The organism is Pyruvatibacter sp. HU-CL02332 (assembly GCF_040362765.1).
Taxonomy (GTDB): domain Bacteria; phylum Pseudomonadota; class Alphaproteobacteria; order CGMCC-115125; family CGMCC-115125; genus Pyruvatibacter.
Map to the genome: position 1 here is coordinate 1,910,394 of NZ_BAABWK010000001.1, position 12,635 is coordinate 1,923,028.

At 60.0% G+C, this 12,635-nt stretch carries 9 protein-coding genes; 2 read left to right on the forward strand and 7 right to left on the reverse strand.

Annotation, left to right across the window (positions count from 1 at the left end):
• Positions 1–59 precede the first annotated feature (59 nt).
• The gene (locus ABXH05_RS09090) at positions 60–947 is read left to right on the forward strand and encodes an SMP-30/gluconolactonase/LRE family protein (protein WP_353560726.1); all 888 of its coding nucleotides are present in this window, start codon (positions 60–62) and stop codon (positions 945–947) included.
• Positions 948–1,572: 625 nt separating this feature from the next.
• Here the strand turns inward: ABXH05_RS09090 and ABXH05_RS09095 are convergent.
• The gene (locus ABXH05_RS09095; RefSeq protein WP_353560727.1) at positions 1,573–4,137 is read right to left on the reverse strand and encodes a PAS domain-containing sensor histidine kinase; all 2,565 of its coding nucleotides are present in this window, start codon (positions 4,135–4,137) and stop codon (positions 1,573–1,575) included.
• Between the two features lie 163 nt (positions 4,138–4,300).
• Positions 4,301–5,698, reverse strand: coding sequence for an adenosylhomocysteinase (gene ahcY, locus ABXH05_RS09100; protein WP_353560728.1), 1,398 nt, complete (start codon positions 5,696–5,698; stop codon positions 4,301–4,303).
• 307 nt (positions 5,699–6,005) lie between these two features.
• On the opposite strand from ahcY, the gene ABXH05_RS09105 reads away from it, so the two are divergent.
• Complete coding sequence (locus ABXH05_RS09105) at positions 6,006–8,264, forward strand: diguanylate cyclase domain-containing protein (protein ID WP_353560729.1); 2,259 nt, start codon at positions 6,006–6,008, stop codon at positions 8,262–8,264.
• Positions 8,265–8,267: 3 nt separating this feature from the next.
• On the opposite strand, the gene ABXH05_RS09110 is transcribed toward ABXH05_RS09105, so the two are convergent.
• The 5 genes from ABXH05_RS09110 to ABXH05_RS09130 form a co-directional block, all read right to left on the reverse strand.
• Positions 8,268–8,579, reverse strand: a complete 312-nt coding sequence (locus ABXH05_RS09110) for an HPr family phosphocarrier protein (RefSeq protein ID WP_353560730.1) — start codon at positions 8,577–8,579, stop codon at positions 8,268–8,270.
• A gap of 48 nt (positions 8,580–8,627) precedes the next feature.
• Positions 8,628–9,032 (reverse strand): PTS sugar transporter subunit IIA, encoded by a 405-nt coding sequence (locus ABXH05_RS09115; protein ID WP_348136953.1) that lies wholly within the window; start codon positions 9,030–9,032, stop codon positions 8,628–8,630.
• A 163-nt stretch (positions 9,033–9,195) separates the two neighbouring features.
• Positions 9,196–9,663, reverse strand: a complete 468-nt coding sequence (locus ABXH05_RS09120; RefSeq protein WP_353560731.1) for an HPr kinase/phosphorylase — start codon at positions 9,661–9,663, stop codon at positions 9,196–9,198.
• Positions 9,660–11,426 carry a sensor histidine kinase gene (locus tag ABXH05_RS09125; RefSeq protein ID WP_353560732.1) on the reverse strand — a complete coding sequence of 589 codons (1,767 nt, stop codon included), beginning with the start codon at positions 11,424–11,426 and terminating at the stop codon, positions 9,660–9,662. The genes ABXH05_RS09120 and ABXH05_RS09125 overlap by 4 nt, the downstream gene beginning before the upstream one ends.
• An 8-nt stretch (positions 11,427–11,434) precedes the next feature.
• A complete protein-coding gene (locus tag ABXH05_RS09130; RefSeq protein ID WP_043948208.1) occupies positions 11,435–12,175 on the reverse strand; it encodes a response regulator transcription factor in 741 nt (246 codons plus the stop codon).
• Between the last annotated feature and the right edge of the window lie 460 nt (positions 12,176–12,635).

Here is a 12,635-nt window from a genome sequence, read left to right on the forward strand (position 1 = left end):
TCTGCGCCTTTGCGACTAGGATGCTTGCCGACTCAATTTATCCGGTGGGGAATGCGCCTATGCGACAGGTCGACGTGGTTCAGTTTGGCGATCATCTATGTGGCTGGGGCGAAGGGCTGTGCTGGGACCCGGACACGCAGCTGCTCCACCTGGTGGATTGCCTGCGCAATGTCAGGGGTGAAACCACACTGGATGCACCAGATGACCTTCGGCTGATCCCGACGCCCACATTGCCCACCAAGGTCCTGTTGTCCGACAAGGCAGACCGGCACCTGATCGTTCTGGATGACGGCATTTTTGCAATGGCGGAAACAGCGGATGCCTATGGGCAGGTTGCAGACATGCCACAGGCCTCCTCAGGCCGCTTCAACGACGCGACGGTTGATCCGGCCGGACGCATCATTACCGGCAATCTGGGTCTTAAGGCCAATACGGATGGATCCTACTGGAGCTGGCAGGGTGACGGCGGTGCAGGCAATTGGTCGACGATTGCGACGAAAAAGGGAAACGCAAACGGGCCATGCTTCTCAAACGATGGACGCACGCTCTATTTCGCTGACTCACCGACCGGCAATATTCTGCGCTACGACTATGATCCCGAAACCGGCACAGCCAGCAACGAGACGGTGTTTGCCAACACGTTCGAGCTGGGCGGTGGGCCCGATGGCGCGGCGATTGATACCGACGGATATCTGTGGAGTGCCCTGTTCGGCGGTGGCGTGATTGCGCGCTATGCGCCTGATGGAACGCTCGACGGCACCATTGCTGTTCCCGTGCGCAACCCGACAGACATCGTGTTCGCAGGCCCGAACCTCGACCGGATGATTGTGGTATCCGCCATGGAACAGCCGACAGATGACCGCGAGCCAAGCCCGCTGGCCGGTGCGAGTTTTGAAATTACCGGCGCCGGGGTGACGGGCCTTCCCATTGGCAAAGTCCGTCTTTGAAAAAATCTATCCCCGGTCTTTTGAGCGGGGGGATAATGCAGGCATCTCCCGCCACAAGGGCAGCCGGGCCGTCCGGGCTTGGGCGGGGGAGCGAATGCCTGGAAGCAGGAAGGTATGGGTCGCGCGGCCTAAGCCATTTCTGTGCGGCGGCAGCGAGTAACGGGCGCTGTGGCTAGAGAGGCGGTGACGGTTCGGCCCGGCGCACAAAGTAAGATCGCCCCGGTGGACCTGCATGCATGGCAAGGCGCGAGGACTAGCCCACGCTTTGAATGCATGTGTGACCGGTAGCAGGGCTGCGGCGGAGCAAAGCGGGTAACACCCGTACCGCCGGTTCTATTGGCACCGAAGCATGTTCGCGTGCGGAGCGTCTGAGGACTGCCCCATTGTTTGATTAATCGCATGAGCCTTCGCAGGCCTCAGGCGCTCCCACTCCCTTGCCCGCGTCAGGGCGTTTGGGACGAGACGGAATGGATACCGGCGGCAGAGCTTCTGCGTGCGGATGCTGGCGGCTGCCTTTTTAACCCCGTATCCCCGGACTTGATCCGGGGGCCACTCTCGGCCGCTGTGCAGTTGATCGGTAGCGAGTAGGCCCCGGATCAAGTCCGGGGGCACGGCAATTGAGGGCCTAGGACGCTGCCGCGGTCCCGGTTTCTTCGGCTTCCGGTGCAGGTGCGCTCAATGGTTTCGCGTCGGTCGGCAGGTGACAGGTCACTCGGGTGCCTTCGCGCGGGGCGCTTTCAAGAGACACCCAGCCGCCATGCAGCTCGACGAAGCTGCGCACCAGGGTAAGGCCAAGGCCTGCGCCGCGACGTTTTTCTGAACTGCCGCGCGCTTCAAAGCGGTCAAACACGGTCGCCTGGTGTTCCGGCTTGATGCCGTCGCCCGTGTCCCGCACCCACAGGCGGATTTCACCGGCGTCGCGTTCACCGCCCAGCGTGATGGTGTCGCCGGGATTGGTGAAGGAGATGGCGTTGGACAGGAGGTTGAACATGATCTGCTTCAGACGCCGTGAGTCAGCCTGAATGCTGCCGAGATTTTTGGGATGCTCGATTTCAAGCACCCGCTTGCCCTGCTTGGCGCGTGGGCTGGCCATATCAAACACCTGGGTCATCACCTGATCCAGATTGACCGGGTCAACGTCCAGCGTCATCGCACCCGCCTCAATGGTGGCGAGGTCAATGATGTCGTTCACCAGATCAAGCAGCTCGCTGGCGGATTTGAGAACGCCGCCGGCATACTCGCTCTGCTTCTCGTTGAGCGGACCGAAAAGTTCCGTGTTCAGAATTTCACCAAAGCCGATGATGTTGGTCAGCGGTGTGCGCAATTGATACGACACATGGCTGATGAATTCAGACTTGAGCCGGTCAGCGGTTTCAAGCGCATCGTTGCGATCCCGCAGCGCGCGCTCAATGCGCGAGGCATCGGTCACGTCCACATAGGTCAGCAGCGTGTTGCCATCGGGCAGGGGCACGGCGGCATAATCAATGACCGAGCCGTCCGGGCGCGACAGACGGCCGGTCTTGTTGCCGCGCTCGTCGCTGACCGCCGTGATGCGGCCTTTGATCTCGGCCCACTCGTCGGTGTTGCTGTAAAGGCCCTGACACCAGTCGATGATCTGGTCGATATGCGGTTCGCCGGAAAGCTGCTGCGGCTCCAGCTGCCAGATGCGTTGGTACGCCGGATTGTGCAGCTTGAGGCGACCGTCGGAACCAAACACGGCAACGCCCTCATAGAGCTTGTTGAGGGTTTCCATCTGCACGTGCTGCGCAGTGGTGAGGCTGGACTCGAGTTTAAGTTGGTCCGTGACGTTTTCGTAGAGATAGAGCAGCCCGCCAAACGGGTGCGGCTGGCTGATGACGCGCAGGGTGCGGCCGTCAGGAAGGTGCCACAACTCGTCGGTTGGTTCGTTGCTGGTGTAGAGCGCCAGGCGCTGCTGTTTCCACGCGCGGAAGTCCGTTTGCTCCGGGAGGCGGCGCGCCTCACGCAGCATTTCCAGCACTTCGCTCTCGCTGGGTTCGGTATCAAGAAAGCTCTCTTCAAGGCCCCACAGGGTCTGGAAGGCGCGGTTGTAAAACCGCAGGCGCCGGTCCGGCCCAAAGATCGCAACCGGACTGGCCAGTCGGTTGAGCGTGTCGCGGTGGGCCTCAAGGTGGCGTTGCAGATCCGCCTCGGCTTCCGACAGGGTGGAGATATCCAGCGCAAAGCCCGCACTGCCCCCATCGCCCAGCGGCAGCTCGATGATGTCGAGAACCTGACGCTCGCCATTCACCACGGCGTTGGCGCGATCCCGAAACTCTGTCTGCGCGGCAATGGCGGTGGTGGCAGACTTGAGAATGTCCGCGCCCAGAAGCTCACGGCCTTCGTCAATGGCTGTGTCTGCGTCCTTGGCTTCCACGGCCTTGGCATAGGCCCCGTTGACCCAGATGAGCGCCCCGTCTGCAGAGCGGCGCCACGCAGGGAAGGGGGCCGCATCAGTGACCTGGCTCAAAAGGGTGCGCTCGCGGTCCGCCTTGCGGGCGGTTTCGACCAGACGAGATTCTTCTTCGCGCTCGCCGGTGATGTCGCGCATCCACAGGACGGCCTGTGCCCCGGCAGGGCGGCCTTCGGCTTCATAGGTGCGTCCATCACGCATCTGCAGGCTGAGCGAGAACCGCGCCCCGCGTTCGCGCAGACGCGACACACCGTTGCGCAGCGCTTCTGCATCTTCAGGCTCAAGGCGCGACAGCACGAAATCAAAATCAACAGCGCCCGACGACGGATCGGCAAGGCCTGCCGTGGAACCAACCACGCGCGGACGGCCCCAGTTGCGCGAGCCTGTGGGTGTCACCATGCGTTCCGGTGACCAGATGAACACAGCATCCGGCTCGGCCGACAAAATGCTCTCGGCACTGTCGAGCTTTGTTTCAAGCTCGGTCATGCGCTCGGCACGGGTGGTGAGGTCGCGGCGGTTGCGCTTGAACGCGCGGCCTGCTGCCCACAATGCGCCAATTGCGACGATCACAGCCCCTGCCGCAACGGAAGCTAGCAGCGTTTCAATGGAGGTTGCTTCTAGGTTTTGGCTGAAGCCCTGCTGGGCCTGCAGGGTGGTGGGTGTCGTCAGGGCGCAGGCCAATGCTGCCGCACCCAGAAGGGGGCGGTTGTGCGCAAGTCCGCGTGGCGTTCTGCCGGCGTCTGGTCGTGAAGTGCGCATGAGCCCTGACATTGATTCGTCTTGTTCCTACCTAGAAAACCCGCATACGGCGCGCCTTGCAACCATATGCGTGTCCCGACCGGCATTTGCACGCAACAAAAAACGGGGTGTCCCGAAAAGGACACCCCGTTTTGAAGTGCGTTGGTCGTCGAAGCCGGGTCGCTTAGTAGCGGTAGTGCTCCGGCTTGAACGGACCCTGCTGCGGCACGCCGATGTAACCGGCCTGCTCGTCGGAGAGTTCCGTCAGCTGCACGCCGAGCTTGTCGAGGTGCAAACGGGCAACCTTCTCGTCGAGGTGCTTGGGCAGCACATAGACCTTGTTGTCGTACTCATCACCCTTGGTGAAGAGTTCGATCTGCGCCAGCACCTGGTTGGTGAAGGACGCAGACATCACGAAGGACGGGTGACCCGTTGCGTTGCCGAGGTTCAGCAGGCGGCCCTGAGACAGCAGGATCATCCGCTTGCCGTCGGGGAACTCAACCATGTCGACCTGTGGCTTCACTTCAGTCCACTTGTGGTTCTTGAGTTCAGCAACCTGAATCTCGTTGTCGAAGTGACCGATATTGCCAACGATGGCCATGTCCTTGAGGGCGCGCATGTGATCGATGGTGACCACATCCTTGTTGCCCGTCGTTGTGATGACGATGTCAGCTGTTGGTGCTGCGTCCATCAGTGTCACAACTTCAAAGCCGTCCATGGCAGCCTGCAATGCGCAGATCGGGTCAACTTCTGTGACCTTCACGCGGGCGCCGGCACCCTGCAGGGACGCCGCAGAGCCTTTGCCCACATCGCCATAGCCGCACACGATGGCGGTCTTGCCGGCCATCATCACGTCTGTGCCGCGACGGATGCCGTCCACGAGGGATTCCTTACAGCCATACTTGTTGTCGAACTTCGACTTGGTGACCGAGTCGTTCACGTTGATGGCCGGGAACGGAAGATGACCTTTTTCCATCAGCTGATAGAGGCGGTTCACGCCGGTCGTTGTTTCTTCCGACACACCCTGGATGGCGTGGCGCTGCTTCACGAAGAAGCCTGGCGTTGCTTCCATGCGCTTCTTGATCTGCGCGAAGAGATATTCTTCTTCTTCAGATGTCGGGTTGGAGAGGATGTCCTCACCTTCCTCGGCACGGGCACCCAGCAGGATGTACATGGTGGCGTCGCCGCCATCGTCGAGGATCATGTTGGTGGGCTCACCGTCAGGCCACTGGAAGATGGCGTCGGTGTAAGTCCAGTATTCTTCGAGGCTCTCACCCTTGACCGCAAAAACCGGCGTGCCGGATTTGGCGATGGCCGCAGCCGCGTGGTCCTGGGTCGAGAAGATGTTGCACGACGCCCAGCGCACTTTTGCGCCCAGGGCTTCCAGCGTACGGATCAAAACCGCCGTCTGAATGGTCATGTGCAAAGAACCGGTGATGCGCGCGCCAGCCAGTGGCTTGCTGTCACCAAACTCTTCAACGCAGGACATCAGGCCCGGCATTTCCGTTTCTGCAATTTCAATTTCCTTGTAGCCGAAATCCGCAAGGGAGATATCAGCAACGACGTAATCCTGCTCGCTCATAAGCGCTCACTCCGTAGAAATGGGCACCTGATGGGACGCCCGCACATAAAACCCCCGGGCGCGAACCCGTGGCAATTGAGGGGGTTCTATCAGTCCGCGTCCACCACAACAAGGGTGATATAAAGACATGTTTATATCTGTGCGTCGAAAACAAGCCTCAGGCGCAGAAAAGCCCACAAAACAGACATTTCAACCAAATACACCAAATTAGTTCGCCGTCGTATCTGTCTTAACCACGAATTATCTGATTCCGATTAGCTTTGCTGAAGTTCCCGCATTGGTTGCTGGGATTTTCGAGAGGCGTTCGGTGGGTAAGGCAGAGTCACTTGTTGGGATCATTCAGCGGCATCTGATCAGGATGTCGGCGCTGGCTGTCCTGTTGTGCTGTGGGCTGGTGTTCATTGCCTATGTGTTGGCAGACACCAAGCAGGAATGGGCTACCGCCGTTGAGCTGCGCGATCCGCGACCCATCGCGGTCAGTCGGCTGCGTCACCAGCTGGGCTATGGCGGGCTGGTCCATCACTATCTCAATTCGATTTTGCGGCCCGGCCAGTCGCTGGAAGAAACCGCGACATTTGACCTGGGCGCTGTCCGCGGCGCCATGCTGGATTTTCAGTCGCTCGAAATGAGCCCCCTGGAACGCACGGCGCTCACAATCATCAACGATGAACTCGATCAGGTGTACATCGCTCTGGAACAGATGGAGCGCGATGTCTACGCGGGCCTGACGCCGCAAGAGGCCTATGCCCGCTTTGATGTTGACCTCGATCGCATGTCGAACGCGGTTGATACGCTGGCGACGGTGACCTTTGGCGAGTTTGGCGACGTGCCGCCGCACCATCAGCTATTGTCCGAGTTTGAAGCGGCGATCGGACTGGACGGCATCGTCCACCATGCAAAAGCATTCCTCCTGACAGCGGACCAGGACCACTCCGACCGGGCCAACGAGGCCGTGATGCGTGCAGAAGCACTGCTCTCTCAGCTACGAGACCGCGCGGTATCAAATGCAGAGCGCGAGGCCGTACGTGTTATCGGACAGACCGTAAATGACTATGCCGCTGGCATTGCCCTGGCCATTGACATGGTAGAGCAGGGCAAATCTCCGATAGAAATCGACGATGCCATCCGCGTGGATGACATGCCGGCCATCAGTGCCTACGCGACTCTGATGAGCTTTGAAATGGCTCGTCTGGAACGTGGCACCGAAGCGGTGGGGCGCGGACTGTTTTCCGCGCAGCTGACGGCAGTCCTGCTTATCATCCTGTTCCTCATTCCTTTCGTCGTTCTGTTCGTGCGCATTTCACTCAGCCTCATTCGCGTGGTGCCGCAATGGGGTAAGACCCTCAGCATTGTTGCTGACGGTCTGGCAAAAGAAGAATTTGAAAAGAACCAGGACTTCACCGGTCTACCGTCGGAGTTGGCGGCGCTGGAAGAGCCATTTGCAGCCATCCGCCGCACGCTTTGGTTCCGCAAGGAGCAGGCGCTTGAAGGCGAGGCCCAGGTGGACTCCATGGCTGCCGAAACCGAGCAGCTCACAACCAAGATTGCCGGTGTCCGTGACGACCTGCGGACGGCGACCAAGCGTGCGGACGAAGCCGAGAAAGAAGCTGCCAAGGCCAGCCAGGACGTAGAGATGATGGGCGGGGTCATCGAGGCCATGTCCCATGGCGTGCTTGCGACCCGCGGCTTTGACGGGATCCTGTTCTGGAATTTGCGCTTGAGCGAATTGCTCGGCGTTCCCCCGGACTGGTTCTCCCGCGATCGTTCACTTCACGAGTTGTTGCTGTATCTGGCAACCCGCGGCGACTTTGGGAAAGGTGACCCCACCGAGACTGTGCAGAAAGTGATCAGTTTCGTGGGCGAGAAACTGACCGAAGGTGTCCTGCGCCATGACCTGTCCCTGCAAGGCGGCGTAGAGCGCGTCATCGCATTGGAAATCGTGCGCCGCGGCGACGGAACCATTGTGTTCTCCGCCACCGACATTACGGCCCGCCATGAACTGGCAGTGGCCATGGAACAGCAGGCCATTTCCGATCCGCTGACCGGGCTTGCCAACCGCACGGCGCTCAACGACTTCACGTCATCAATGCTGAAGCACGCCAAGCGCTCCGGCGAGAAGGCGGCGATCCTCGCGCTGGATCTTGATGGGTTCAAACCCATCAACGATCACTACGGCCACGGTGCCGGTGACGAAGTGCTTGTGGAACTGTCCAACCGCCTGAGCGAAGAAGTGCGCGAAACAGACTTCGTGGCACGAACCGGCGGGGACGAATTCATTCTGGTGCTCCTGCACCTCGATGATGGTCTGGGCGCGGCACGCTTTGCGACCCGCCTGCTGCGCGCCATCGAAGTGCCGGTTCGCCTGTCATCGGGAGAAGATGTGAGCGTATCCGGTAGCATCGGTATCTCGGTCTTCCCGGACAACGCGGAAGATCTGGAGCTTCTCTATCGCAATGCTGACGAAGCGCTATATGCCGCCAAAGGTGCCGGGCGTAACTGCGTCAAGACCTATGACGAGATAGCGGTCATCAGTGAAGACGTGGAAGACGTTGCTGAAAGCGCCTAGGCGTCATTCCTCACCGAAATTATCTGTCACCAGCTTGCTGAGCGCTTCCATGGCCGCCTCTGCCTGAGGGCCTGACGCCTGCACTTTGATGCCGCAGCCTTTCGAGGCAGCCAGCATCATCAGCCCCATGATCGATGTGCCGGCAACTGTCTGTCCATCACGGGATACGCGGATATCCGCATCAAATGATTCCGCCAGATTCACAAACCGCGCCGATGCCCGGGCATGCAGGCCACGGGCATTTGTGATTGTGAGGTCACGGGACAGATTGCCCCCCTGGGGCGTATCGCCCTGCTTGTCGTCCGGCGCACTCATGGCCCGTGTTTCATCCCTGACCGCCTGATGATTGCAGCAGTCTTTTTGTTATTTGTCGTTCGCCAGGAGTTCGCTGGCAATGTTGATGTATTTGCGGCCTGATTCCTGCGCCATGGCAGCCGCCTCGGCAAGAGGTGTATCCACTCTGACGCTGGCAAGCTTGATCAGCATCGGCAGGTTGATGCCTGCCAGCACTTCCACATTGGCCTGCTCCATGACGGAGATGGCAAGGTTCGACGGTGTGCCGCCGAACATGTCCGTCAGCAAAATGACGCCATCGCCGGTTTCAACAGCGCCGACGGCGGAGATGATCTCCTTGCGGCGCTCCTCCATGTCGTCATCCGGTCCGATGCAGATGGCGCGGGTATTCGATTGCGGACCAACCACATGCTCCATAGCAGCAGCAAACTCTGTGGCCAGATGTCCGTGGGTAACAAGTACAAGACCGATCATGTGTCTTCAGTGATCCGTATACGGTGGAATTGAAGCCGTGCCTTGATCCCAAGGAGCGGCGCTGACGTCCAACACTTGAGCGTCAAGGATGATCTCAACGCCTTCCGGGGCGATTTGGCAAGAAGATTTGGCGGTATTTGCGCGTAAAGGGTGCCGGGCGGTCTCAGCTCATACGACCATCGTCGCCGGGAAAGTGCCCCTGGCCGATGGTTTCAAGCGCCAGCGCGAGTTTTTGCGGGGCTGAAACCTCGAATGCTGCCAAGGGGATAACCGGCAAATCAACGCCATTCACGGTCTCAAAATGAGGCTCCGCAATACGCGGGAGGGCTTGGTTCGGCGTCATATCCACAATCAGGGCAACTGGAAAAAGTTTGGCATCCGCCGGCACCGCACGACTGACAATGCCCAGACCCCGGACCTCAAGAAGCCCTTTGAGGACATTGGGGCCCGACGCGTAAACATGCGACCCCGCGCCTGACAGGATCACCTGATCATCGGCAATGAGCCATGCATCCGCGTAGGTCTCCAGAAAACGGAAGGCAAGGTCGGACTTGCCCGACCCTGAAGGGCCGCGCAGCAAGGCGGCGCGTCCGCGACGGGCGACGCAGGTTGCGTGATGCGTGTCCGTCATTTGGCCGGCAGGCGAATGATGAAGCGGGCACCTGTCGTCTTGCCGTTCTCATCTGTCGCGTTTTCCGCGTCCAGCGACCCACCAAGGGCCTGCATGATCTGCCGCGAAATGGAGAGGCCAAGACCGGAGTTCTTGCCAAAGGCATCAGGCTCGGGCCGGTCTGTGTAAAATCGTTTGAAAATCGTCTCGAGGTTTTCAGGTCGAATGCCCGGGCCGCTGTCTTCCACCGTGATGTCGATATCACCGCCATTGCGCTTGATCGCCAGCACCACCGTGCCGCCGTCAGGGCTGAAGGACACGGCATTGTCCACAAGGTTGGCAAGCACCTGCCCGAACCGTAGTTCGATCACTTCAGCAACAAATGGCTGGGTGGACGGTGTGGACGTATCAAAGGTCACGCGGACACCGCGGGTCTCAGCACCATCGCGCGACTGGGTGTAGTTCCGCACAAAGGTCGCCAGAACCTCCGTCAGATCAATGGGGACGGCCTCAGCGCGGCTCATTTCAGCATCAATGCGGCTGGCTTCTGAGATGTCTGTAATCAGACGATCAAGCCGTGTCACATCATCCGCAATGATTGCGCGTAGCTGTTCGCGCGCCTTGTCATCCTTTGCGATGGATAATGTCTCGATGGCGCTGCGCAAGGAGGTAAGGGGGTTCTTGAGTTCATGGGCCACGTCCGCCGCAAACCGTTCGGTCGCGTCAATGCGGGCGTACAGCTCGCGCGTCATGTCACGCAGCGTGCCCGATAGCTCGCCGATCTCATCGCGCCTGTCACGAAAATCTGGAATTTCTACGCGCGTGTGCCGCTGGTGGCGCACACGTTCGGCTGCTTCTGCCAGCCGGCGGATCGGTGCTGCAATCGTGCCCGCAAGCAGGATGGCCAGCAGCACGGACACGACCATCAGCACGCCGAACACCCGCAACACGGCCATGCGTTCCGCGCGCACCAGGGCGTCGATGTCGCCCCCTTCAGTGGAGAGCAACAGCGCGCCCATCACCGCCTTGAAACGCTGAACCGGCACGGCAATCGACACAATCAACTGCCCGCGATCATTCTCGCGCACCATGCTGGTGGGCTCTGCGCGCAATGCACCGCGCACTTCCTTGTAGCTGAGGCCCTTGTCGCCCGGCAGCTCTTCATAAGGGGGAACATCCGAGCCGCGCAGGAGGCCGGACACAAGCACGTTGAACCAGTCGACAAGCGTGAAGTCGTCATCCTGCGGCGGTGGCAGCTCGTATGAAATAACGTCGCGCCCGGTATCGATGAACTGTGAGTCCACAACGATGACGCCGTTGGTGTTGTAGAGCCGCGCCCGGGCATCCGTGGGCAAGACGAGGCGCCGCAGAATGGCGGCTGCGCGCTGTGGGTCAATCGGGGCCTGACGGGCAGCAACCGTCAGATCAATCTGCGGGATCGGGCCATCGGGCACGATGATCTGTGTTTCAAGCTCAATGGTCGCAGCCTCTGCCAGCGCGCCGGCAATGATCTCGCCCTGCGCGCGCAGGTTCTGCACCCTTTGGTCAATCAGCCCGGCCTGAAACTGGTTCACATACAAAATGCCCGCGGCCAGCAAAGCCAGCGCCAGCACGTTGAAGGCCACAATGCGGCGGGTGAGGGTGGAGAAACGCCCGCGCACCTGAAGGTCATTGAGTGTCCGCCGCGCCCGCGCGGTGAGGGGCATGACGAAATCGCGCGCTGAAGCCAGCCAGCCGGGGAGCCGACCGTTGCTGCTGCTGGAACTGCGCGGTGTGTCCGCCATGGGCTTTGCTACTCTTCCTTGTAGCGATAACCGACGCCATACAGCGTTTCGATGGCGTCAAACTCAGTATCAACGGCCTTGAACTTTTTACGCAGCCGCTTGATGTGGCTGTCGATGGTGCGGTCATCCACATAGACCTGATCGTCATATGCCGCATCCATAAGTGCGTCACGGCTCTTCACATAGCCGGGCCGCTGCGCCAGGGAGTGCAGGATCAGGAATTCGGTCACCGTCAGTGTCACCGGCTTGCCGCCCCATGTGCAGGCGTGGCGCTCGGGATCCATCTCCAGCCGTCCGCGCTCAATCACACCCTGGGCTTCGGTTGTGGAGGTCAGTTCGCCATTGCTGTTGGAACTTTTTCCGTTGCCGTTGCCCGAGCTGTCCTTGGGCGACCCGCGCCGCAGGACGGCACGAATGCGCTCAATCAACAGGCGCTGGGAGAACGGCTTCTTGATGTAATCATCCGCGCCCAGCTTGAGGCCGAACAGTTCATCAATCTCGTCGTCCTTGGAGGTCAGGAAAATGACCGGCATCTCGCTGGTCTGGCGCAGCTTGCGCAGCAGTTCCATGCCGTCCATGCGCGGCATCTTGATGTCGAACACGCCAACATCGCACGGCTTGCCAGCCAGCCCCTCAAGGGCGGCAGCGCCGTCGCTATAGGTGCGCACGGTGAAGCCTTCCGCTTCCAGTGCCATTTGCACCGATGTCAGGATGTTGCGGTCATCGTCCACCAGGGCAACTGTGGGCATGGGGGAGTTCGCCTTCTTCTCATTCGCTGAAATTCATGTCGTCGATGGTGCAGGACCGATCGCAGACCGCAGATATCTGCGGGGAATCGGGCATCAAGATGACGCGTTCATGTTGTAGCGCCTTATTTCGCCGGGCCAAAGTGCCTGTGCAACGCCGCAGAGACTCACTAAGCGCGGGAGCCAATGTCCACTAACTGCGAATCCGTTGCAGATTCCACACGCTGCTTTGCTCCCGGTAACCGCAATTCCCGAAAATCGTCGCCGCCTGTTGCGCAACATTATGACGCGGCATATTTTGACGGCGCTTGAAGACCGAATTTGGCTAAGCCCTGAATTTTTATGGGAAATCTGCGGTTTTTCACGCATCCCTGAAAAGACGTGGACAGTGCCCGGGTTGGCGCGATGCGTGCATCAGGTCAAAGACCACCGGCGTTGCACCAAAAAGCGGCTCGAATTGCGG

Coding starts and splice junctions, on each gene's coding strand:
- ABXH05_RS09090 (WP_353560726.1), top strand. CDS start 60: ATGCGACAGGTCGACGTGGTTCAGTTTGGCGATCATCTATGTGGCTGG.
- ABXH05_RS09095 (WP_353560727.1), bottom strand. CDS start 4,137: ATGCGCACTTCACGACCAGACGCCGGCAGAACGCCACGCGGACTTGCG.
- ahcY (WP_353560728.1), bottom strand. CDS start 5,698: ATGAGCGAGCAGGATTACGTCGTTGCTGATATCTCCCTTGCGGATTTC.
- ABXH05_RS09110 (WP_353560730.1), bottom strand. CDS start 8,579: ATGAGTGCGCCGGACGACAAGCAGGGCGATACGCCCCAGGGGGGCAAT.
- ABXH05_RS09115 (WP_348136953.1), bottom strand. CDS start 9,032: ATGATCGGTCTTGTACTTGTTACCCACGGACATCTGGCCACAGAGTTT.
- ABXH05_RS09120 (WP_353560731.1), bottom strand. CDS start 9,663: ATGACGGACACGCATCACGCAACCTGCGTCGCCCGTCGCGGACGCGCC.
- ABXH05_RS09125 (WP_353560732.1), bottom strand. CDS start 11,426: ATGGCGGACACACCGCGCAGTTCCAGCAGCAGCAACGGTCGGCTCCCC.
- ABXH05_RS09130 (WP_043948208.1), bottom strand. CDS start 12,175: ATGCCCACAGTTGCCCTGGTGGACGATGACCGCAACATCCTGACATCG.